The sequence below is a fragment of the Streptomyces sp. NPDC001750 genome (assembly GCF_042892615.1).
In the GTDB taxonomy this organism is placed as follows: Bacteria; Actinomycetota; Actinomycetes; order Streptomycetales; family Streptomycetaceae; genus Streptomyces.
Map to the genome: position 1 here is coordinate 226,697 of NZ_JBIAUE010000010.1, position 21,838 is coordinate 248,534.

At 69.3% G+C, this 21,838-nt stretch carries 19 protein-coding genes and 4 pseudogenes; 13 read left to right on the top strand and 10 right to left on the bottom strand.

Annotated features, from left to right (window positions below):
* Positions 1-9: 9 nt before the first annotated feature.
* The 3 genes from ACFYY6_RS18375 to ACFYY6_RS18385 all read left to right on the top strand — a co-directional run bounded on the left by ACFYY6_RS18375 (position 10) and on the right by ACFYY6_RS18385 (position 2,765).
* The gene (locus ACFYY6_RS18375; protein WP_389194125.1) at positions 10-1,140 is read left to right on the top strand and encodes a cystathionine gamma-lyase; all 1,131 of its coding nucleotides are present in this window, start codon (positions 10-12) and stop codon (positions 1,138-1,140) included.
* Positions 1,141-1,325: 185 nt separating this feature from the next.
* Positions 1,326-2,222 (top strand): LysR family transcriptional regulator, encoded by an 897-nt coding sequence (locus ACFYY6_RS18380; protein ID WP_351626223.1) that lies wholly within the window; start codon positions 1,326-1,328, stop codon positions 2,220-2,222.
* 63 nt (positions 2,223-2,285) lie between these two features.
* Positions 2,286-2,765, top strand: a complete 480-nt coding sequence (locus ACFYY6_RS18385) for an NUDIX hydrolase (RefSeq protein ID WP_351517184.1) — start codon at positions 2,286-2,288, stop codon at positions 2,763-2,765.
* Positions 2,766-2,956: 191 nt separating this feature from the next.
* Here the strand turns inward: ACFYY6_RS18385 and ACFYY6_RS18390 are convergent, their stop codons facing one another.
* Positions 2,957-4,138 carry an FAD-binding oxidoreductase gene (locus ACFYY6_RS18390; protein ID WP_351626226.1) on the bottom strand — a complete coding sequence of 394 codons (1,182 nt, stop codon included), beginning with the start codon at positions 4,136-4,138 and terminating at the stop codon, positions 2,957-2,959.
* Positions 4,139-4,600: 462 nt separating this feature from the next.
* On the opposite strand from ACFYY6_RS18390, the pseudogene ACFYY6_RS18395 reads away from it, so the two are divergent.
* Positions 4,601-5,171, top strand: a pseudogene (locus ACFYY6_RS18395) (DUF2269 domain-containing protein).
* A gap of 5 nt (positions 5,172-5,176) precedes the next feature.
* The gene (locus tag ACFYY6_RS18400; protein ID WP_351517186.1) at positions 5,177-6,049 is read left to right on the top strand and encodes a GNAT family N-acetyltransferase; all 873 of its coding nucleotides are present in this window, start codon (positions 5,177-5,179) and stop codon (positions 6,047-6,049) included.
* 232 nt (positions 6,050-6,281) lie between these two features.
* Here the strand turns inward: ACFYY6_RS18400 and ACFYY6_RS18405 are convergent.
* Positions 6,282-7,015: pseudogene (locus tag ACFYY6_RS18405) on the bottom strand (MFS transporter); the annotation flags it as partial.
* Positions 7,016-7,023: 8 nt separating this feature from the next.
* On the opposite strand from ACFYY6_RS18405, the pseudogene ACFYY6_RS18410 reads away from it, so the two are divergent.
* Positions 7,024-7,484: pseudogene (locus ACFYY6_RS18410) on the top strand (MarR family winged helix-turn-helix transcriptional regulator).
* Between the two features lie 187 nt (positions 7,485-7,671).
* Positions 7,672-8,124 carry a GNAT family N-acetyltransferase gene (locus ACFYY6_RS18415; protein ID WP_351517187.1) on the top strand — a complete coding sequence of 151 codons (453 nt, stop codon included), beginning with the start codon at positions 7,672-7,674 and terminating at the stop codon, positions 8,122-8,124.
* Positions 8,125-8,390: 266 nt separating this feature from the next.
* Here ACFYY6_RS18415 and ACFYY6_RS18420 read toward each other — a convergent pair whose 3' ends face one another.
* Positions 8,391-9,773, bottom strand: a complete 1,383-nt coding sequence (locus ACFYY6_RS18420) for a serine hydrolase domain-containing protein (RefSeq protein WP_351517188.1) — start codon at positions 9,771-9,773, stop codon at positions 8,391-8,393.
* Between the two features lie 115 nt (positions 9,774-9,888).
* Positions 9,889-10,471, bottom strand: a pseudogene (locus tag ACFYY6_RS18425) (dihydrofolate reductase family protein).
* A gap of 125 nt (positions 10,472-10,596) precedes the next feature.
* Here ACFYY6_RS18425 and ACFYY6_RS18430 point away from each other — a divergent pair.
* Positions 10,597-11,226, top strand: coding sequence for a TetR/AcrR family transcriptional regulator (locus tag ACFYY6_RS18430; protein ID WP_389194128.1), 630 nt, complete (start codon positions 10,597-10,599; stop codon positions 11,224-11,226).
* Between the two features lie 171 nt (positions 11,227-11,397).
* Positions 11,398-11,565 carry a hypothetical protein gene (locus tag ACFYY6_RS18435; RefSeq protein WP_351525245.1) on the top strand — a complete coding sequence of 56 codons (168 nt, stop codon included), beginning with the start codon at positions 11,398-11,400 and terminating at the stop codon, positions 11,563-11,565.
* Between the two features lie 168 nt (positions 11,566-11,733).
* On the opposite strand, the gene dnaB is transcribed toward ACFYY6_RS18435, so the two are convergent.
* Complete coding sequence (gene dnaB / locus ACFYY6_RS18440) at positions 11,734-13,203, bottom strand: replicative DNA helicase (RefSeq protein WP_386609117.1); 1,470 nt, start codon at positions 13,201-13,203, stop codon at positions 11,734-11,736.
* 459 nt (positions 13,204-13,662) lie between these two features.
* Here dnaB and ACFYY6_RS18445 point away from each other — a divergent pair, with 459 nt between their 5' ends.
* A complete protein-coding gene (locus tag ACFYY6_RS18445; protein ID WP_351626236.1) occupies positions 13,663-15,000 on the top strand; it encodes an MATE family efflux transporter in 1,338 nt (445 codons plus the stop codon).
* A 221-nt stretch (positions 15,001-15,221) separates the two neighbouring features.
* Here ACFYY6_RS18445 and rplI read toward each other — a convergent pair whose 3' ends face one another.
* From rplI to rpsF, 4 genes are all read right to left on the bottom strand, one after another.
* Complete coding sequence (gene rplI, locus ACFYY6_RS18450; protein ID WP_073790804.1) at positions 15,222-15,668, bottom strand: 50S ribosomal protein L9; 447 nt, start codon at positions 15,666-15,668, stop codon at positions 15,222-15,224.
* Between the two features lie 18 nt (positions 15,669-15,686).
* On the bottom strand, positions 15,687-15,923 hold the full coding sequence (gene rpsR / locus ACFYY6_RS18455; protein ID WP_003967857.1) for a 30S ribosomal protein S18: 237 nt from the start codon (positions 15,921-15,923) through the stop codon (positions 15,687-15,689).
* A gap of 42 nt (positions 15,924-15,965) precedes the next feature.
* Complete coding sequence (locus ACFYY6_RS18460; protein ID WP_351525247.1) at positions 15,966-16,556, bottom strand: single-stranded DNA-binding protein; 591 nt, start codon at positions 16,554-16,556, stop codon at positions 15,966-15,968.
* Positions 16,557-16,629: 73 nt separating this feature from the next.
* Positions 16,630-16,920, bottom strand: a complete 291-nt coding sequence (rpsF, locus tag ACFYY6_RS18465) for a 30S ribosomal protein S6 (protein ID WP_015609864.1) — start codon at positions 16,918-16,920, stop codon at positions 16,630-16,632.
* A 270-nt stretch (positions 16,921-17,190) separates the two neighbouring features.
* Between rpsF and ACFYY6_RS18470 the strand changes: the two genes are divergently transcribed.
* The 3 genes from ACFYY6_RS18470 to ACFYY6_RS18480 all read left to right on the top strand — a co-directional run bounded on the left by ACFYY6_RS18470 (position 17,191) and on the right by ACFYY6_RS18480 (position 20,121).
* Positions 17,191-17,505 carry a hypothetical protein gene (locus tag ACFYY6_RS18470; protein ID WP_351525248.1) on the top strand — a complete coding sequence of 105 codons (315 nt, stop codon included), beginning with the start codon at positions 17,191-17,193 and terminating at the stop codon, positions 17,503-17,505.
* A gap of 294 nt (positions 17,506-17,799) precedes the next feature.
* Complete coding sequence (locus ACFYY6_RS18475; RefSeq protein WP_351525249.1) at positions 17,800-18,918, top strand: peptidoglycan bridge formation glycyltransferase FemA/FemB family protein; 1,119 nt, start codon at positions 17,800-17,802, stop codon at positions 18,916-18,918.
* Positions 18,919-19,089: 171 nt separating this feature from the next.
* Positions 19,090-20,121: an alanine racemase gene (locus ACFYY6_RS18480; RefSeq protein ID WP_351525250.1), complete on the top strand. Its 1,032-nt coding sequence runs from the start codon at positions 19,090-19,092 to the stop codon at positions 20,119-20,121.
* Between the two features lie 152 nt (positions 20,122-20,273).
* Here the strand turns inward: ACFYY6_RS18480 and ACFYY6_RS18485 are convergent, their stop codons facing one another.
* Positions 20,274-21,767 carry a glycosyltransferase family 87 protein gene (locus ACFYY6_RS18485; protein WP_389194133.1) on the bottom strand — a complete coding sequence of 498 codons (1,494 nt, stop codon included), beginning with the start codon at positions 21,765-21,767 and terminating at the stop codon, positions 20,274-20,276.
* Positions 21,768-21,838: the final 71 nt, after the last annotated feature.

Sequence of the window (21,838 nt, forward strand, 5' to 3'; positions counted from 1 at the left end):
AGGAGCGGCATGGACACCATGGGTGACGGAACCAGGGCGGTACGGGCCGGGCTGCCCGATCCCGAACAGTACGAGCCCACCCTGCCCGGGCCGGTCCTCGCCGCGCACTTCCATCTCTCCGGCGCCCCCACCGGCCCGTACACCTACGGACGGGACACCAATCCGACCTGGACCCACCTGGAGCGCGCCATCGGCGAGCTGGAGGCTCCGGGGAATCCGGTCGAGACCGTCGTCTTCGCCTCCGGCATGGCGGCGATCTCGGCCGTGCTGCTGTCCCGGGCCCGCACCGGCGACGTGGTCGTGCTGCCCGACGACGGATACCAGTTGCTGCCGCTGGTGCGTGAGCAACTGGAGGCGTACGGCGTCGAGGTGCGGACCGCGCCGACCGGCGGCGACGCCCAGCTCGCGGCCCTTCGCGGCGCCGCGCTGCTGTGGATCGAGACACCGTCCAACCCGGGGCTCGACGTCTGCGACGTGCGCCGGCTCGTCGAGGCCGCGCACGCGGCGGGCACGCTGGTGGCCGTCGACAACACCCTCGCCACACCGCTCGGCCAGCGCCCGCTGGAGCTGGGGGCGGACTTCTCGGTGGCCAGCGACACCAAGGGCATGACCGGCCACGGGGACGTCCTGCTCGGCCACGTGACCTGCCGCGACCCCGGGCTGGCGGCGGGGGTGCGGCGCTGGCGCAAAGTGGTCGGCGCGATCCCGGGCCCGATGGAGGCATGGCTCGCGCACCGTTCCCTCGCCACGCTGGAGCTGCGCATCGACCGCCAGTGCGCCAATGCCCTGGAGCTGGCCCATGCGTTGGCCGGGCGCCGGGAGGTGACCGGGCTGCGCTATCCCGGCCTTCCGGGAGACCCCTCCTACCCGGTCGCCGTGCGGCAGATGCGGCGCTTCGGTTCCGTGGTGTCGTTCGTGCTGCCCGACCGGGAACGGGCCGAGCGCTTCCTGGCCGAGCTGCGGCTGGCCGACGACGCCACGAGTTTCGGCGGTGTGCGCTCCACCGCCGAGCGGCGGGCGCGCTGGGGCGGCGACGCCGTACCGGAAGGCTTCATCCGTTTCTCCGTCGGCGCCGAGAACGCGGAGGACCTGGTGGCCGACGTGGAGCGGGCGCTGGACGCGGCGCTGAGCACGGACTGACCGTCACGGACGGCCCGAGCCTCCCCCCTCGTGGCTCGGACCGCCCCGGTTCCTCATGTGAAGAACCGCCTGCACAAGGCTAATTGACCCTCCGTCAGTGTCCAATCACCGAAGCGGCACCGACCTATCGACATATTTATAGTTGTACGGGTCCGAAGTGTCGCGACGGTGAGAGGGGACAGGAGATGGACCTGTCCCTGCTGCGTACGTTCATCACGGTGCACCGGGCCGGTTCCTTCACCAGGGCCGCCGCGCTGCTCGGCCTGTCCCAGCCCGCGGTGACCTCCCAGATACGCACCTTGGAACGCCAACTGGGCCGGCCGCTCTTCCTCCGGGGGGCCCGGGGTGTGACGCCGACCACCGTCGGCGACGAACTCGCGCACCGGGCGGCGCCTCATCTGGACGCGCTGGTCGAGATAGCCGAGACCGAGCTGGACGAGGAGTCGGCCGTACGGACCCTGCATCTGGCCGGACCGCCCGAGTTCACGTCGGCGCGCGCCCTGCCCGCGCTCGCACCGCTCGTCGCCCAGGGACTGACCCTGCGCAGTTCGTTCTTCACCACCGCCGAGGAGACCCTGGAGGGACTGGCCGCCGGGCACCATGATCTCGTCATCACGGCGTCCCGCCCCCGCGGCGGGCTGCTCACGGCGACTCCGCTCTGCGACGAGGAACACGTGCTGGTCGCAGCACCGCACTGGGCCGCGCACCTGGGGCCAGGGGCCTCACAGCACGACGGCCCCCTGGTGCTGGAGCAGCTGCCGGTCGTGGAGGTGCACGAAAGCCTGCCGTTCGTCACCCGCTACTGGTCCGCCGTGTTCGACACCCGGCCCGCCGCCGCGGGAACCGTCATCGCCCCGGACCTGCGGGCCGTCCTGGAGTGCGCGGCGGCGGGTGCCGGTCTCGCCGTGCTGCCGCGTTATCTGTGCGAGGGGGCGCTGGCACGCGGGGAGGTCGTCGCGCTCCTCGATCCTCCGGTGCCCCCGCTGCGCACCTACTTCCTGGCCGTGCGGACCGGCACGCTCGCGCTGCCGCACATCGCGCGGGCGCACCAGTGGCTGCTGGGTGCCGCGGCCGACTGGTGAGCGCGGGACGGCCCGGCGCCGTCCGGGTGTTTCAGAACCGGTTCAGTGGGCCACGCTCTTGCCATGACCGAACGTCCCGTGGTCAAGCGCACCGCACGCGCCATTCTGCTCGACGGCAACGACCTCGTCCTCATCAAGCGGACCAAGCCCGGGATGGACCCGTACTGGCTCACACCGGGTGGCGGGGTCGAGCCCGAGGACGCGACCGTCGTCGACGCCCTGCACCGTGAACTGGACGAGGAGCTGGGCGCCAAGGTCACCGATGTGGTCCCCTGCTTCGTCGACACCGTCGAGCACATCGAGGGCGGCGGGGTGAAGGGCGTCAAGGTCCAGCACTTCTTCGTCTGCCGACTGGAGTCGATGGACCCGTCCCGGCGCCACGGCCCCGAGATCGACGCTCCCTGCGGGGAGTACGAGATCGTCCGGGTGCCCTTCAGCCGGATGGGCATCGCGGCCGTTCATCTCGTACCGCTGTCACTGCGGCACTACCTGGACGGCAACATCGAGGGTGTACGGGCGATGCACGCGCCCGACCTGGGCTGATACACCGGCCGGGAACAGGCCGGGGATCGGGTCGGCGGTGCCGCGGCGCCGACCGGATACCTCACCCTGCGGCCCCGTGCCGCACCTCATGGATGCGCGCCGTGGACCAGCGCCGTGCGCCAGCAGGGCATGCCGAGTCCGTCGGGGCGCAGTGTACGTCGGGGCGCGCCTTGCCCGTCGTCGGTCGTTCGTCAGCCGGGGGCGACGGCGGCCAGTTCCTCGACGGAGTCGTGCCGGATGCGTTCGGCCGGCATGCCGATGCCTCTGAGCGCGTCCGCGCTGCTGCGGATCATGCCCGGCGGGCCCGAGAGATAGGCGTCGTACCCGTGCCACGGGCCGCATTCGCGCACGGCCTCCGACAGCAGACCTCGCAGACCGCCCTCCCGCTCCGGTCGGCCCATGGAGACCACCGGCCGCACCACGAGCCAGGGAAAGGTCTTCTGGAGGCGCATCATCGTCTCGATGTCGTACAGGTCGCGATCGCTGCGAGCCCCGTAGAAGACCTCCACGGGGCGCCGGTCGCCGTGTTGCGCGACGTCCTCGACGAGTGCCTTGATCGGCGCGATGCCCGTGCCGCCGCCCAGGCAGAGCAGGCCGTTGTGGGTGGAGTGGTCGATCGTCATCGAGCCGCTGGGCGGGCCGAGCCGCACGATGTCGCCGGGGCGGGCCCGGTGCACCAGGGCGTTGGAGACCCACCCGGCCGGGACCGCCTTGACGTGGAAGGTGAGCAGACCGTCCCGGCGGGGCGCCGACGCGAAGGAGTAGTGCCGCCAGACCCGGGGCCACCAGGGCGTCTCCATGGCCGTGTACTGACCGGCGACGAAGGGGTAGACCTGATCGGGGCGGATGGTGAGAACCGCTATGTCGCGCGTTCTCGGCTCGTGCGAGACGACCTCCGCGTGCCACCAGGCCGGAGACCACTGCTCGTCCTCGGCAGCGGCGTCGATCATGATCTGCGATATCGCGGTGTAGGCACGGACCCAGGCCGCCTCGGCCTCCGCGTCCCACACGGTGGCCGCATAGCGGCTCAGCGCTCCGAGAAGGGCCTCGCCCACCGCAGGATAGTGGCCGGCCAGTGTGCCGTACTTGCGGTGCCCCCGGCCCAGTTCGCCGAGGTACTCGGTCAGCGCTCGGGGGGAGTCGAACCGGTCGGCCGCGCCGAGGATCGCGCGGAACAAGCGATCGCGCTGCACGTCCATCGCGACCGGGAACATGGCGCGCAGGTCGGGGCGCCGGGTGAAGAGCAGGGCGTAGAAGTACGAGGTTGCCTGATCGGCGACGGGCGAAATCTCGGTCAGTGTGCGGTGGATCAGAATCGCGTCGGGAGATCTGCCCGTCTCACCTTCGGTCCACCTGGTGGCCGGAGCATCCATACTGTGCCTCGCCTTGAACGTCTTCTGGTCGCCTCGTACCCGGACGTCCGCGGTCGCTGCCCGTGGACGTGGTCGGGCCCCTGTTTGTGGTCGGCGGCCCGTTCACTGCCGACGGTTCCCCGCCGGTTCGCCATGCCATGAACGCAGACCGCCGTGAACGCGGACCGGACACGTGGCGGAGGGTCTACGTATCCGGATCAGCTTTCCCGTTACGCTCCTTTGCCCCCTGTGCGGGCCGTGAACCCATCACGGCCGTTCGTATCCTCGGCCATGCCGGGCAGCGCTCCATCCGGCCGCGTCGAGATCCGGCACCAGCCTCACCCGGAGGCGACCGGGAACGCGCGCTGCCCCACCGGACCGGACCGGACCGGGAAGTGGCACGTGTCATACGCCGAGGCTAGTACGTGCGGCTACTCCCGCCGTCTGACGCCCGGCCTGCCTGTTCCCGGCACCGTGTTTCACGTGAAACCACTCAAGCGCACCGCCCGCCGCAGGCTCCTCGTCGCCCATGTCGCCGTGTCCGTGAGCTGGCTGGGGCTGACCGTCGGACAGCCTGCCCCTCGGAATCGCGGCCTTCCGCACCAGCGACCCGGAAACCGCCCGGGCAGCTGCCCGGGCCATGAAGATCTTCGGGGACTGGCTGATCGTCCCGTTCGCGATGTTCTCCCTGCTCAGCGGCCTCGCCCTGTCGCTCGGTACGCCCTGGGGGCTGGCCCGGCACCGGTGGGTCTGGACGAAGTTCTGGCTCACCCTGGTCGCCGCGGCACTCTCGCTCTTCGCATTGCGTCCCGCCATCGACGAAGCGGCGGCCCGTGGCTCCGTCGGCTTCGACCTGGTGGTCGCCCCTTCGGTGGCGACGGCCACCCATCTGTTCGTCACGGCGATTTCGGTACTGAAGCCCTGGGGGACGACCCGGCGCGGCCGACGGCTGCACCGCGCACCCGGCAAAGGTAAAGGAACGGCGGCTACGGGCAAAGGAACGGCCGGTACCGGTAAAGGAGTGGACGCGATGTCCTCCCGTCGGACAGCCTGACCCTCATGCCCACCCCGCTGCCCCGCCCGCTCGCCGGACTGCGCATCCGGCGTCTCACCCCGGGCGACCTGGTCGCCTGCGCAGATCTCTGCGAGGACCGCGGCTGGCCGCGCGACGAGCACCGATGGGGTTTGCTCCTCGCCGCGGGGACGGGCTACGGGATCGACGACCCCGAAGGGGGCGGAGGGCTGATCGCCACGTGTGTGGTGACCTCCTACGGCCCGCGACTGGCCGCCATCGGCATGCTCCTCGTCGCCGGAAGCCACGCGCGTCAGGGGCTCGGACGGCGCCTGATGCGCCATGTGATCGACGAGACGGACGGCGCCGCCCTCATCCTGTACGCGACATCCGAGGGACGGCCGCTCTACGAACAACTCGGCTTCAAGGCAGTGGGCCGCACCGAACGGGTCACCGGCCCGTTCCGGCGGACGGACGACGGCGGGTCTGCCGTGAACATCCGTCCGGCCACGGCCGACGACCTGCGCGCCCTCGTCCGGCTCGACACGGACGTCTTCGGCAGCGACCGAACCCACGTCCTCGCCCGGCTGCCCGCGTACGCCGATCACCTGCGGGTCGCGGAGGACGACGGTGGACTCGTCGGCTGCGCGGCGTCCTGGCCGAGCGCCGGTACCCAGGTCATCGGTCCGCTGATCGCCCCCGACAGCCTCACGGCCCGGACGCTGGTCGCCTCCCTCGCGGAGGCGACGGACCTGCCGTTGCGCGTGGACATCGACGCGCGCCACACGGAACTGCTCTCCTGGCTCAAGGAGTGCGGTCTGCGAGCGGTCTCCGGGACCACGGTGATGACCTGTGGCATCCCGGACCTGCCGGGCGACTGGACCCGCCGCTATGCCCCGTTGACCGTGGCGATGGGCTGACTCCTCCAGTCCACCCGAGCCCCGTCCGGCCCCTGCCGTCTCCCCCGCGATCTGCCGTTGCCGCCTCGGGCCGGGTCGTCGGCTTCTCCGGCTTCCCGCTGCGCCTCCGGCCTCCGGGACGGCCGGGGCGCGCCATGCGAGCAGGCGTGATGCGGAGCGGGCCGGGGAACCGGACGGTCAGGCCCAACGCCGGACGACGGAGCCCATGACGGACTCGGGGCTGTGGCGGGCGACGAGCCGTCCGGCCGGCCGGACGGTGCTCCGGTGCGCCCGAGAGCAGTGCCCGGACCAGGGCGGAGGCGGCCAGCGCGGCACCGACCCAGCTGGGAGCGGTGTAGCCGAGGCCGGCCGCGATGACGAGACCTCCGAGCCAGGCCGACAGCGCGTTGCCGAGGTTGAAGGCGCCGATGTTGACGGCGGAGGCGAGGATCGGCGCGGCGGACGCCTGGTCGAACACCCGCGTCTGCAAGGAAGGAACGATGGCGAAGCCCACGCTCCCGATCAGCACGATGGTGACGGCCGCCGGGAACTTGTCGTGCGCGGTCAGACTGAACAGGGCGAGGATCACGGCGAGAGCCCCCAGGGACACGTACAGCATCACCATCGGACGGCGGACGGCGGTCGGCGGACGGCGGACGGCGGACGGCGGTCGGCGAAGAAGTCGCCGAGAAGGTTGCCGCCCACCATGCCCGGTCCGAAGAACACCAGCAGCCAAGTAACGGAGGAAACGAAGTATCCGGCGATCTCGGTCATCATGGGGGCGATGTAGGTGATAGTGGCGAAGACACCGCCGAAGCCCAACACGGTCATCGCCAGGGCGAGCAGGACCTGGACGTTCCGGAAGGCGGCCAGTTCATGGCGGAGCCGTACGCCCTCGGGACGAGGCTGTTCCGGGACGAGCGCAGCCACACCGAGAAGGCCGACGACACCGAGCGCGGCCACGACGAAGAACGTGACCCGCCAGCCGATGACCCATGCCAGCGACCGACCCCGCACCGACCTCCCTTTCCCAGAGCTGGTGTGCTCTCTCCTTGCTCCACGGAAAGATCGAGGCCCGCATCGAACGGGCACTGCAGACCGAACACGGGCTCAGCGTGCGGGAGTACTCCCTGCTCGACATGCTGAGCCGACAGCACGACGGCCCCGGCGGCCATCTCCAGATGAAGCAGGTCGCGGACGCCGTCCTGCTCAGCCAGAGCGCCACCACTCGCCGGGTCACCCGCCTTGAGGACCGCGGACTGCTGACGCGCTATCTCTGCGACACCGACCGGCGCGGCATCTACACCGATGTCACCGAGGCCGGTCTCACCCTGCTGGCCGCGGCCCGGCCGACCAACGACTCCGCACCGCCTTGGACCAGGCCGCGAGGAACCCCGAACTGGCGCCGCTCGTCAACGTGGTCGAGCAGTTGAAGGCTCCGGCGTGGGTCTCCTGACTCACCGCACCGCCCGAGTGGCTCCGCCCGAGCCGGGCGGTGCGGTGTGCGTTCCTGCGGTGCCGTACGCACGTCGGCCAGGCGGATGCACGCACGACGCAGGCGATTTCCGCAGCAGCCAGGTGGTACCTCTCACCGTCCGGGCACGTTCACGCCTCGGCCAAGTGATCTGCGTAGCCTGTCGGTCATGAACGATCTGGACATACGCCCCGCCACCCCTGCCGACCTTCCCGCCGTCGTGGCCATGCTCGCCGACGATTCGCTGGGCGCCCAGCGCGAGTCACCTGACGACCTCGCTCCCTACCACGCCGCGTACCAGCGGTTGGCGGACGACCCGAACCAGCATCTGATGGTCGCCGTTCGCGAGAGCCGCGTCGTCGGGACCCTGCAACTGACGGTGATCCCGGGACTCTCCCGGCGCGGCGCGACCCGCTCGGTCATCGAGGGCGTCCGTGTCCACGCCGACGAACGCGGAAGCGGACTGGGGACTCGGATGATCGAGTGGGCCGTGGACGAATCCAGGCGCCTGGGCTGCCAATTGGTCCAGTTGACGTCCGACGCGTCCCGGACCGACGCCCACCGCTTCTACGAGCGTCTCGGCTTCACCGCCAGCCATGTGGGCTTCAAGCTCGCGCTCTGATCCACGGCCCGGTTCCCGGCCGAGAGCCTCTGCCCGGAACCGGCCCCTGAAGCGTCTGTCAGGAACCGGCCCGGGAACTTCTCTGCACCGCGTCCGTGGCGAACGATGCCGGGTCGGGACGGGCGATCCGCGCATTTCGCCGGGCAGGCAACCCTTGCCCCCTGGGCAGACCCCGATCCGTTTCACGTGAAACATGGTGACCGGGCCGCACAAGTCGCACGACAGTCGCACGAAGCCCGGCGAACGGATCGCTCGAAGCCTTGTTGTCAGGCGTCGAGGCCCCGCCAACCGCTCTCGTCCACGCCGCCGGGAACCGCCGCCCCGGGATCGTACGGCTCCCGTGTGAAGACGAACGAGCCCAGGTCGAGGTGGTTCACGCTGCCGTCGCCGTTCCGGACGACGCGCAGGATCTCTCCCGCGTAGTAGCTGTCGCGACCGATCCAGGTGCCGTCCGGCAGAGCGGTAAACCGAGCCCCGCGGCCGGCGCCTCGCAGCGGCCGGAGGTCCAGCCCGCCGTCCGGCTCCAGGCGCAGGATGTGCGCCCGTACGCCCCAGTACCAGGGACCGGTCAGCGCGAGAAGCTCCGGATCCGCTTCCGGCAGGGGGCGCCAGGGCTCCGGGATACGGGGTTCGGCCTCGGCGACGATCTCGACGAGGTCGGCGGCGATACCGCCGACCACCGGCCCCGTCGTGACGTTGGTCAGCACGACGGCGGCTACGTCGTCGTCCACGCTGAACCACAGGGCGGCAAGGAAGCCCGGCAGCGAGCCCGTGTGCCCGAAAAGCGTACGGCCGTTCCTTCGCTCGATCTGGAGACCCAGGCCGTATACACCGTCCCAGTCGCCGGGCTGGGACGGTGCTGAGGGCTCACGCATCTGCTCCACGGAGGCGGCGCAGAGCACCCGGTCATCACCCTCGGCCAGGAAGGCCGCGAACCGGAGAAGATCCTCGGTCGTGGACCAGAGCTGGCCCGCCGGGGCCATCAGCCCGAGGTCCTCGGCCGGTTCGGGCAGCATGACGTCCGCCCAGGGGTGCACGGCCCATCCACCCGCGTGCGGCGCCCGGGGGTGGGCGCTCGTGCGGTGCATGCCCAGCGGCTCCAGGATCTCGCGCCGGAGCACCTCCTCCCAGCTCGCGCCACGCATCTGCTCGACCAGCGAACCCAGCAGCGTGTAGCCGGGGTTCGAGTAGTGGTAGCGGTGGCCCGGGGGGTGCAGTTCCGTGCGTTCGCCGAGCACGTCGGCCAGTTCGGGACGCAGCGTGCCCGGAGTCCTCTCCCACCACGGCGCGGGCGACTCGGCGCCCAGCCCCGCGCTGTGGCCCAGGAGTTGGTGGATGGTGACCGTGCCGACGCCCGTACCGGGCAGATACTTCTCCAGAGGATCGTCCAGGTCCAGCAGTCCCTCGTCCCGGAGTCGCAGAACCAGTACGGCGGTGAAGGTCTTGGTAATCGAACCGACCCTGAACTGCGTGTCCGCGTCGGGCGCGTGACTGTCGACGCAACTGCGGGATCCATTCCAGACGGTTCGTCCCCGGCGCTGCACCGCGGCCACGAGCGAAGGGGTCCGTCCTTCCGACTGCGCGGTGGCGATGCGGTGCAGCAAAGCGCGCTGCGTACCGGGAAGCAAATGCTCGAGTGAAGAGGTCATGCTCAACAATTACTCGCAGGAGCACAGGACTGGCGAACTCGTTTCGGCGCGACGGGAACTCCACCGCAGCGTCCCCTCCCCCGGCGGCCCGGCCGACGCTTCGACCCGCAGGGCGTCAGCGTTTTCTGCTGCAGGTCCTGACCAGGGCACCGTTGTCGAAGACGCGGACCGAGTCCAAGGCGAACTCAGTGGCCGCGAAGGCCGAACGGAACATCGGCATGCCCGAGCCGTAGACGAGCGGATACGTCTTGATCACCAGCTCGTCGATCTCGTCGATCAGCTCTCCGGCAAGCTGCGAACCGCCGCAGAGCCAGATCCCGAGCCCGCTCTCCTCCGCCTTGAGTTCCCGGACCCTCGCGGCCACGTCGCCGGAGACGATTTCGACGTTCGGGTCCGGGGACCGTTCCAGGGACCGCGAGGCGACGAGTTCGCGCAGATGGGCATAGGGGCTGGTGATGTTGACGTCCAGCGCTATCTGATAGCTGGCCCGCCCCTGAATCACCGTGTCGAACCGCTGGTTCTCGGCGTCGTGGAAGCCGAGCAGCCGACGGCCCTCGGCCGAGACCGTCTCCGGATACCGCGTCTTCAGGAACTCCAGGAACTCCTCGTCCACGAACCGGAGCATGGACGACGCGTCGCCGCTCGGGTCCCCGAGCGGCGACGCTGGAGCAGGCGACGAAGTACGTCAGCTTCCGCACAGGTTCTCCGTTCCGTCGCGGCATCCCGTAGCCGCAACTACTCCGGTTAGAGTGCTTCATGTGTAGTGGTTGCGCAAGCCTTTTCCGTGAAAGGGTCTGAGAGGCAGACAAGGAAGGTGACACACGTGGCGAGGAATCCCACACGCAGAACGGCACTGGTGGACGCGGCCATCGAAGTACTGGCGAGCGAGGGCGCGCGCGGCCTCACGTTCCGCGCCGTCGATGCGCGCGCCGGAGTTCCGGTGGGCACGGCGTCGAACTACTTCACCAACCGTGACGACCTCTTCATGCAGGCGGCGGCCCGCATCACCGTCCGGGTGACACCGGATCCGGCCAGGGTCGAGGAAGCGATGCGCCCGGCACCGTCGCGCGAACTGGTCACCGAGCTGATGCGATGGCTCGTACGACGCATGGAGGACGACCGGACCGGCTACCTTGCCATGCTGGAACTCCGCCTCGAGGCCACCCGCCGCCCGGCGCTCCGTGACCGGCTGACGCGCAGCGTCCGAGCCAACGTCGACGAGAGCGCGCGGTTCCACCAGGAGGCCGGTCTGCCGGGCGGGCCGGACGACTTCCTGGTGCTGCACCTGGCCATGACGGGCCTGTTGCTGGAGTACTTCACGCTGCCCGACCTGCTCGTCGCGCCCGAAGCCGAGGCCGGCCTCGGGGCCGAACCTCGGCCCGGAAACCGGGTCGAGGCCGTGGTGGACCGATTGGTGGAGACGGTCGTCTCACGCGTCATTCCCGAGTCCTGAGGGCTCCCGGACGAATCGGACGAGACACGGGCACGGGACGCCCCCTCGACCAGCGACGGGCCGGGACGGGCCGGACCAGTCGCGTGCGTATCGGGATCCGCGACGGCGGGCATCGGCCACCGAGCGATCCCGAACAAAACCGGCATCGCACGGACTGAGCCATGCCGTCAGGTGCTGGGGCTCGGTCGGCACGGGTTCGAAACTGCCGATGCCCAGGCAGACGACGGACAGGCCGAACTCGTCGACGTACATCCGCCCGAGCGCCTCGACGGTCAGCCGGCCGGCAGCGGCACAGGGGTCGGCGACGCCACCGACGTGCGCAGTCAGCAATTCGGCTGATCAGGTCACCCGTCCAGGAGCCGCCCACCCATTTCGCGGCCCTCGATCAGACCGCCTGGACGAGGGGACGCTCCGGCCGACAAGTCTCGGCCTCCTGCTCGCTCGGCCATCGCTCGGCCGTCGTTCGTGAAGTTCGGGCAGAAATCCGAGAAGCCGCATCCGGACGGATCAGGTCTGAGCCATGTCCACGAACCGCGAGTAATGCCCCTGGAAGGCCACCGTGATCGTCGCCGTGGGCCCGTTGCGGTGCTTGGCCACGATCAGGTCGGCCTCGCCCGCGCGGGGGGACTCCTTCTCGTACGCGTCCTCGCGGTGGAGGAGGATCACCATGTCGGCGTCCTGCTCGATGGATCCCGATTCACGCAGGTCGGACACCATCGGCTTCTTGTCGGTGCGCTGTTCGGGACCTCGGTTGAGCTGCGAGAGCGCGATGACGGGGATCTGCAGCTCCTTCGCCAGAAGCTTGAGGTTACGGGACATGTCCGAGACCTCCTGCTGTCGGCTCTCGGCGCGTTTCGAACCACCGGACTGCATGAGCTGCAGGTAGTCGATGACCACGAGCTTGAGATCGTTGCGCTGCTTCAGACGACGGCACTTCGCGCGGATCTCCATCATCGAGAGGTTCGGGGAGTCGTCGATGTAGAGAGGAGCGGCCGACACGTCCGGCATCCGCCGCGCCAGCCGCGTCCAGTCGTCGTCGGTCATGGTGCCCGAACGCATGTGGTGCAGTGCCACCCTCGCCTCGGCCGAAAGCAGTCGCATCGCGATCTCATTGCGCCCCATTTCGAGCGAGAAGATCACACTGGGCATGTTGCTCTTGATCGAACAGGCCCGCGCGAAGTCCAGGGCCAGGGTCGACTTACCCATCGCGGGACGGGCGGCGATGACGATCATCTGGCCCGGGTGCAGGCCGTTCGTCAGGGAGTCGAGGTCGGTGAAGCCGGTCGGCACGCCGGTCATCTCGCCGCTGCGCGAACCGATAGCCTCGATCTCGTCGAGAGCGCCCTCCATGATGTCGCCGAGCGGCAGGTAGTCCTCGCTGGTGCGCTGCTCCGTGACGGCATAGATCTCGGCCTGGGCCGAGTTCACGATGTCATCGACGTCGCCGTCGGCCGCGTATCCCATCTGCGTGATCTTCGTACCGGCCTCGACGAGCCGCCGCAGGACGGCCCGCTCGTGGACGATCTCCGCGTAGTACGAGGCGTTGGCCGCGGTCGGCACGGACTGGACGAGCGTGTGCAGATACGGCGCTCCGCCCACCTTGGTGATCTCACCGCGCTTGACCAGTTCGGCCGCCACCGTGATCGGGTCGGCCGGCTCGCCCTTGGCGTAGAGGTCCAGGATCGCCTGGTAGACGGTCTCGTGGGCGGGACGGTAGAAGTCGTGCCCCTTGATGATCTCCACGACGTCGGCGATGGCGTCCTTCGACAGCAGCATGCCGCCCAGCACCGACTGCTCGGCGTCGAGGTCCTGGGGCGGCACCCGCTCGAAGCCGGGAGAGCCCCCCTCCCAGCCGTCGCCCATGCCGTCCTCGCGCCGGTCGGCGCGGTCACGGCCCCCGCCGCGGCGCTGGCGGGATACGGGCAGACGGTCACCGGGACCGGTGTCGGCCCAGTCCAAAGGCTCGGGAATGCTCACCGGGCCACCTCCTCCCGTCCGCTCCGCGGACCTCGCCGTGCCACTCTTTCTTACGGCACGGCACCGACAAACAAGAGGCCCGACTCCGGTTCCGGCGCGTCGAGTTCTACAGGGCTTCAGGGCCGGAACAGGGTGCGGGCGCCGGACCACGGTAGGCCGCTCGGCACCGTCAGCCAATCTGGTTATCCACAGGGCATGTGGACGACAGACCAGATGCTGTGGAGAAGTCCGCAGAACCTGTGCACGGAGCAGGGGACAGCACTGTGGACAAATTCATAGCGCCCACCGCATCAGCGCCCTGACCTGGACTTTTTCCATCCACCGGCTGTGGGAGAGAAAAACTTTTCCGCTCCCCGCAAGATCACACCCAACCGCACACGGAAGAACGCCGAACCACAGCAAAGGTAAGGACCCTTTCCCGATTGCATCCATTACCTGTGGAAGATTAGATTGACCCCCATGACCCAGGCCCCGGCACCACCCACGACCAGCCGTCGACGACACGATCGCGAGATCATCTCTCTCGCCGTTCCGGCCTTCGGCGCGCTCGTCGCCGAACCGCTCTTCGTGATGGTCGACAGTGCCATCGTCGGCCATCTCGGCACGGCACAGCTGGCCGGTCTGGCCGTCGCGGCAGCCTTGCTGACCACCGCCGTCAGCATCTTCGTCTTCCTCGCGTACGCCACCACGGCCGCCGTGGCACGGAGGGTCGGAGCGGGCGATCGGGCTTCCGCCATCCGACAGGGCATGGACGGCATCTGGCTGGCCCTCCTGCTCGGCATATGCGTCATCGGCGTCGCACTTCCTGCGGCGCCCTTGATCGTGGACGTCCTCGGAGCCTCCAATACCGCAGCCCCCTACGCCATCACCTATCTGCGGATCTCCAGCCTCGGCATCCCGGCCATGCTCGTGGTGATGGCCGCGACCGGCGTTCTGCGCGGCCTGCAGGACACCCGGACCCCGCTCTACGTCGCCATCGGCGGTTTCACGGCCAACGCGGTCCTCAATGCGGGGCTCGTCTACGGGGCCGAGCTCGGCATCGCCGGGTCGGCCTGGGGAACCGTCATCGCGCAGGTGTCCATGGCCGCCGCCTATCTGGTCGTGGTGGCGCGTGGGGCACGACGGTACGGCGCTTCACTGCGCCCCGACGCTGCGGGAATCAAAGCCAGCGCCCAGGCGGGCGTGCCGCTCCTGGTCCGCACGCTGTCGCTCCGGGCCGTATTGATGATCGCCACGGCCGTCGCCGCACGCCTCGGCGACACCGAGATCGCCGCGCACCAAGTCGTCCTTTCGCTCTGGAGCCTGATGGCTTTCGCGCTCGACGCCATCGCCATAGCGGGGCAGGCCATCATCGGTCGGTACCTGGGAGCCGGTGACTCCGAGGGCGCACGCCAAGCCTGCCGCAGGATGGTCGAGTGGGGCATCGTTTCTGGAATCGTGCTCGGAGTACTGATCGTCCTCGCGCGACCGCTGTTCGTGCCCCTGTTCACCGGCGACCAGGTCGTCCAGGAAACCCTGTTCCCGGCACTGCTGGTGGTGGCTCTGTCCCAGCCGATCGCGGGCGTGGTCTTCGTCCTGGACGGCGTGCTGATGGGGGCCGGGGACGGACCCTATCTCGCCTGGGCCATGATCGTCACGCTGGCCGTCTTCGCTCCGGCGGCCCTGCTGGTACCACCACTCGGTGGTGGGCTGACCGCGCTGTGGTGGGCGATGACGCTGATGATGGCCGTCCGCATGGCAACGCTCTGGCTGCGCACCCGGTCCGGCAAGTGGGTGGTGACGGGTGCCACGCGTTGAGTCGCCATCTGCGCCATGTTTCACGTGAAACGTCGTGTTTCACGTGAAACGGTGCCGCACCGCGCACACCGGGCTTCGCACACCTGCTTCACTCACCGGCTCAGCGCACCATATCCAGACGCGTCATGCGGAACTCGCCACGCATGACGTGCACGCGAGAACAGTGAAGGGCCGTACCCGTGGGGGTACGGCCCTTCACTCTGCCCTGATGAGCGGGGCCCTTAGGCGGCGACAACCTCGATACCGAGCTGCGCAGCAACCTCGGGGTGCAGACGCACGGACACCTGGTGCCCGCCCAGCGTCTTGATCGGCGAACCGAGCTCGACGCGACGCTTGTCGACATCGGGGCCACCGGCAGCCTTGATCGCCGAGGCGATGTCGGCCGGGGTGACGGAGCCGAAGAGGCGGCCGGCGTCGCCGGAGCGAACGGCCAGACGGACCTTCACGGCCTCCAGCTTCGCCTTGACCTCATTGGCCTGCTCGATGGTGGCGATCTCGTGGATCTTGCGGGCGCGGCGGATCTGCGCCACGTCCTTCTCGCCACCCTTGGTCCAGCGGATGGCGAAGCCACGCGGGACCAGGTAGTTGCGGGCGTACCCGTCCTTGACGTCGACGACGTCACCGGCGGCGCCGAGGCCGGAGACCTCGTGGGTCAGGATGATCTTCATGAGTCGGTCACCCTTTCCTTATCGCGCGGTGGACGTGTAGGGCAGCAGCGCCATCTCACGGCTGTTCTTCACGGCCGTGGCGACGTCACGCTGGTGCTGCGTGCAGTTGCCGGTCACGCGGCGGGCACGGATCTTGCCGCGGTCGGAAATGAACTTCCGCAGCATGTTCGTGTCCTTGTAGTCCACGTACTGGGTCTTGTCCTTGCAGAACGCGCAGACCTTCTTCTTAGGCTTGCGCACAGGCGGCTTCGCCATGATGTTTCTCCTGTGTGATCAAGAAGTGGGGGTCGAGCCGCCCTAGAAGGGAGGCTCGTCCGAGTAGCCGCCGCCGGAGCCGCCGGAGCCGCCGGAGCTTCCGCCCCAGCCGCCTCCGCCGCCCTGCTGGCCGCCGGACGGACCGCTCGTGGCCCACGGGTCGTCGGCGGGAGCGCCGCCGCCACCCTGTTGGCCACCACCACTGGGACCGCCGCCCCAGTTGCCGCCGCCCTGCTGGCCACCGCCGTACCCACCCTGGCCACCGCGGCCGGTGGTCTTGGTGACCTTGGCCGTGGCGTTCTTGAGGCTGGGGCCGACTTCCTCGACGTCCAGCTCGTAGACCGTGCGCTTGATGCCCTCGCGGTCCTCGTACGACCGCTGCTTCAGCCGGCCCTGCACGACGACGCGCATGCCTCGCTGGAGCGACTCGGCGACGTTCTCCGCCGCCTGCCGCCAGACCGAGCAGGTGAGGAACAGGCCTTCGCCGTCCTTCCACTCGTTGGTCTGCCGGTCGAAGATGCGGGGAGTGGACGCGACACGGAACTTCGCGACCGCCGCACCGGACGGGGTGAAGCGCAGCTCGGGGTCGTCGACGAGATTGCCGACGACCGTGATGACGGTCTCGCCTGCCATGGGTGAACCTCTCGGCGGGATTGCTTCTGGCTGCTTGCTGCTACTCGAACCCGATGACCGCTGAGCGGAATGCTCAGTGGATCTCGGGACGGAGGACCTTGGTCCGGAGGACCGACTCGTTCAGGTTCATCTGGCGGTCGAGCTCCTTGACGACCGCAGGCTCGGCCTGCAGGTCGATGACCGAGTAGATGCCCTCGGGCTTCTTCTTGATCTCGTAAGCGAGACGACGACGGCCCCAGGTGTCGACCTTCTCGACCTTTCCGTTGCCCTCACGGACGACGGAGAGGAAGTTCTCGATCAGCGGGGAGACAGCGCGCTCCTCGAGATCGGGGTCGAGGATGACCATCACCTCGTAGTGACGCATGTGGAACCCACCTCCTTTGGACTCGGCGGCCACGGTCGTTCCGTGGCAGGAGGGTCGTGATGCGTGGCATCGGCGCCTCCGCGCGGGACGGCCGCCACGTCCTCCGTCGAACGGGGACTGACGTGCCTACCTGGGCAGACACCGGTGCAGACCGTACAGAGTACCCGCACACCGGCTTCCGGTTGAAATCCGTGGCTCAGGAGACGCAATCTGTACACATCGGGTGTGAGCGGTGCCACAATGCACCGCCTCTCGGCCAGGAGGTTCTCCATGGCACAGGCAACACGACCCCGTCCTCCCGTCTCCCTTCTCGCCACGGACGGCAGGCCCCATCCGCTCCAGGAGACCCTGGTGGTGGTGACCCTGGTCCTCGGTGCGCTCGCCTTCGTGACGGCGATGTTCCACAACCTGCATCTCATCAGCTCGTGGGCGGGACTCTTCGGGATCCTCACCGCCGCGTACGGGCAGTACATCTCGGTGACCACACGCGAGAGGTTCCCGCTGATCATCGGCCTGGGCGCATCCGCCATCGGATTCTTCCTGGGCATGGCACACGGTGGCCTCTTCGGCGGCGTGGTGGGCTGACCGCACCGACGGCGCCACGGGACCGCGTCCACGACGGGACAGCACCGGAGCCGTCGTGGACGGCATGACGGAAACACACGCCGGGCGCCCCACAAGTCCGGCACGAAGACACGGAACGCCGTATCAGGACCTGGCCGGTACGTACCGGGTGGGGCTCGGGCGAGCCCCACCCACGGGTACGGACCGGCCAGGTCGCATGCGGCCAAACGGGGCGCTCCCCAGTCGCAGTAGGCTTTCGGCGCGAGAGCCGGAGCCCCTGACCGATGGGGACACACCTGCCGAGGAGCGCCCCGCATGAGCCTGACCCTGAGGACCATCAGCCGAGAGCAGCATCTGGCATACATCCAGAATCTGCCCGCTGCGAGTCACATGCAGGTCCCGGCGTGGGCGGATGTGAAGTCCGAGTGGCGTTCGGAGAGCCTGGGCTGGTTCGACCGGGACGGACAGCTCGTCGGCGTCGGCCTGGTGCTCTACCGTCAGCTCCCCAAGATCAAGCGCTACCTCGCCTACCTGCCCGAGGGCCCGGTCATCAACTGGTACGCCCCAAACCTGGACGACTGGCTCCAGCCGATGCTGACGCACCTCAAGCAACAGGGCGCCTTCTCCGTGAAGATGGGCCCGCCGGTCGTCATCCGCCGCTGGGACGCGGCCGCCATCAAGGCGGGCATCCAGGACCCGGACGTGAAGCGGCTGCGCGACATCGAGGCCACCCACATCGAGCCGCGCGCCTTCGAAGTCGCCGACCGGCTGCGGAAGATGGGCTGGCAGCAGGGCGAGGACGGCGGCGCCGGGTTCGGCGACGTGCAGCCCCGCTATGTCTTCCAGGTGCCCCTGGCGAACCGGTCCCTCGAAGACGTCCACAAGGGCTTCAACCAGCTGTGGCGACGCAACATCAAGAAGGCCGAGAAGGCCGGCGTAGAGGTCGTCCAGGGCGGTTACGCGGAACTCGACGAGTGGCAGCGACTGTACGAGATCACGGCGGAGCGCGACCGTTTCCGTCCTCGTCCACTGAGCTACTTCCAGCGCATGTGGACGGTCCTCAACACCGAGGACCCCAACCGCATGCGGCTCTACTTCGCCCGGCACGAGGGCGAGAACGTCGCCGCCGCGACCATGCTGATCGTCGGCGGGCACGTCTGGTACTCCTACGGCGCGTCCGCCAACCACAAGCGGGAGGTCCGGCCCTCGAACGCGATGCAGTGGCGGATGCTGCGCGACGCGTACGCCATGGGGGCAACGGTCTACGACCTGCGCGGCATCTCCGACTCGCTGGACGAGACCGACCACCTCTTCGGTCTGATCCAGTTCAAGGTGGGCACCGGCGGTCAGGCCGCCGAGTACCTCGGCGAGTGGGACTTCCCGCTGAACAAGCTGCTCCACAAGGCTCTCGACATCTACATGTCGCGCCGCTGATCCGCGTCGTCCCGCTGACGGAACCGGCTTCATTCGTTTCAATGGGGACGTCGCACCGGCACGAACCGCGGCGGCCCCTCCGACGGATCCGGAGAGTTCCGCGGCCGGCACGGCGACAACCCCCGTACACCTCCGACACCCCGCAGCCACCAGAAAGGTTCCGGACCGGCCATGGCGCTCTCCCTGTACGTCGACACCGCGCGCTGGCGGGCGCACCAGAAATCCGTCCTCGACCAGTTCCCCGGCATCGTCCCGGTCTGCAAGGGCAACGGATACGGCTTCGGTCACGAGCGGCTCGCCGAGGAGGCCATCCGCTTCGGCTCCGACATGCTCGCCGTCGGCACCACCTACGAGGCGGCGCGCATCAAGGACTGGTTCAGCGGCGATCTGCTCGTCCTGACCCCGTTCCGCCGTGGCGAGGAGCCGGTGCCGCTGCCCGACCGGGTCGTCCGCTCCGTCTCCTCCGTGGACGGTGTGCACGCCCTGGTGGGCGCGCGGGTGGTCATTGAATGCATGAGCTCGATGAAGCGCCACGGCGTCAAGGAGGAGGAGCTCGGGCATCTGCACGCCGCGATCGAGGACGTACGCCTCGAAGGCTTCGCCCTCCATCTGCCGCTCGACCGCACGGACGGCTCGGACGCGGTCGAGGAGGTCATCGCCTGGATGGACCGGCTGCGCGCGGCGCGGCTGCCGCTGCACACCATGTTCGTCAGTCATCTGCGCGCCGAGGAGCTGGGCCGGCTCCAGCAGCAGTTCCCGCAGACCCGCTTCCGCGCCCGCATCGGTACCCGGCTGTGGCTCGGCGACCACGAGGCGACGCAGTACCGGGGCGCCGTCCTGGACGTCACCCGCGTCGTCAAGGGCGACCGCTTCGGCTACCGCCAGCAGAAGGCCGCGTCGGACGGCTGGCTGGTGGTCGTCGCGGGCGGTACGTCGCACGGCGTGGGCCTGGAGGCCCCGAAGGCCCTGCACGGCGTGATGCCGCGGGCCAAGGGGGTCGCCCGCGCGGGCCTGGCCACGGTCAACCGCAACCTGTCCCCATTCGTCTGGGCGGGCAAGCAGCGCTGGTTCGCCGAACCGCCGCACATGCAGGTGTCGATCCTGTTCGTGCCCGCGGACGCCCAGGAGCCGAAGGTCGGCGACGAGCTGGTGGCCCACCTGCGCCACACGACCACCCAGTTCGACCGGCTCGTCGACCACTGACGTCCGGCCGAGGGCGACCGCCGACGTCCGGCGGGGCCCTGCCCTCCGGCCGGTAGGACATCAGGCGCGAAGGCTACGCGCCCGGGGCGCGGAGAGGGCGGGGAGGACACCGAGGGTCTTCCGGTACGTCGCTGGAAGACCCTCGTCCCGTCTCAGTCCGCGGCCGGTCCGCGCGGAGCGTCCCGCTCGGTCCAGGGCCCCGCGACGGCGGGGACGGCCTGGCGCGGTGGACGCGCGGCACGTCCCAGCACGAAGGCGTCCCCGGCCCCGTCGAGCACCCCGCCGGACGGATCGTCCGATCCGTCGCGCCGTACGACGTCCCGCTCCGGCCTGAGAACGTCCCGTACGACGACGGCGCAGAGGTAGAGCGTGCCCAGCAGGTGCAGGAGGATCGCCAGCTGGTACCCCTCCGTGGGGAGCCCCTGGTGCTTGTCACCGCTGGTCGTGTACGCGAGGTACATCCAGATGCCCAGGAAGTACATGACCTCGCACGCCTGCCAGATGAGGAAGTCGCGCCAGCGGGGCCTGGCCAGGGCGGCCAGCGGGATGAGCCACAGCACGTACTGCGGCGAGTACACCTTGTTGACCAGGATGAAAACGGCGACGACGAGGAAGGCGAGCTGAGCGAAGCGCGGCCTGCGCGCAGCCGTCAAGGTCAGTGCGCCGATCGCCGCGCACAGCACGAGCGTCAACAGGGTCGACACGGTGTTCACGGTCGTGACCTCGATCGGTCTGCCGGTGCGCTGGGTGATGATCAGCCAGAACGAGCCGAAGTCGATGCCCCGCTCCTCGCTGAACACGTAGAACTTCTTCCAGCCCTCGGGAGCGAGGAGCATCACCGGCAGATTGACCACCAGCCAGGAGCACGCCGCCCCGAGCGTCGCCATGGCGAACTCGCGCCACTTGCCCGCCCGCCAGCACAGCACGAAGACCGGCCCCAGCAGCAGCACGGGGTAGAGCTTGGCGGCCGTGGCGAGCCCGATGAGGACCCCGAACGCCAGTGCCCGGCCCCGGGACCACATGAGCATCGCCGCGGCCGTGAGCGCCACGGCCAGCAGGTCCCAGTTGATCGTCGCGGTGAGCGCGAAGGCCGGCGCGAGGGCGACCAGCAGCCCGTCCCAGGGGCGGTGCCGGTGCGTACGGGCCACACAGACGGCGATGATCGCGGCGCAGACCATCAGCATGCCTGCGTTGACCATCCAGTACGCCTGCTCGCGGTACTGGAGGGATCCGCCCGGCGTCAGCCAGGACGCGACCTGCATGAACACGCCCGTCAGTACGGGGTACTCCAGGTACTGCATGTCGCCGGACAGACGGTCGAAGTACGGCACGAGCCCGTCGGAGAAGCCCCGTGCGACGAAGAGATGCGGAATGTCCGAGTAGCAGGCATGCGTGTACTGCGATCCGGTGCCCCTGAACCATGCCCAGTTGTAGCAGGGCAGCTTCTGCACCATGCCCAGCGCGAACATGCCCAGAGCCACCAACGCCACGATGCCCACGGGCGTGGGCGCCGTGCTGCCGAGCCGTGCCCAGCGCCCCGACCGTCCGCCGATCAGCTCGCTGCCTGCCGCCGCGATCTCGTCCTGGTGCGTGGGTCGTACGACGGGCCGTTCCTGGTCCACGCTCGTGTCTTCTGCGCTTGGCATGCCGCACATCCTGCCGTACGGGTGTGTGGAGACGACGAGGGCCGCTCGCACCGCGTGGTGCGAGCGGCCCT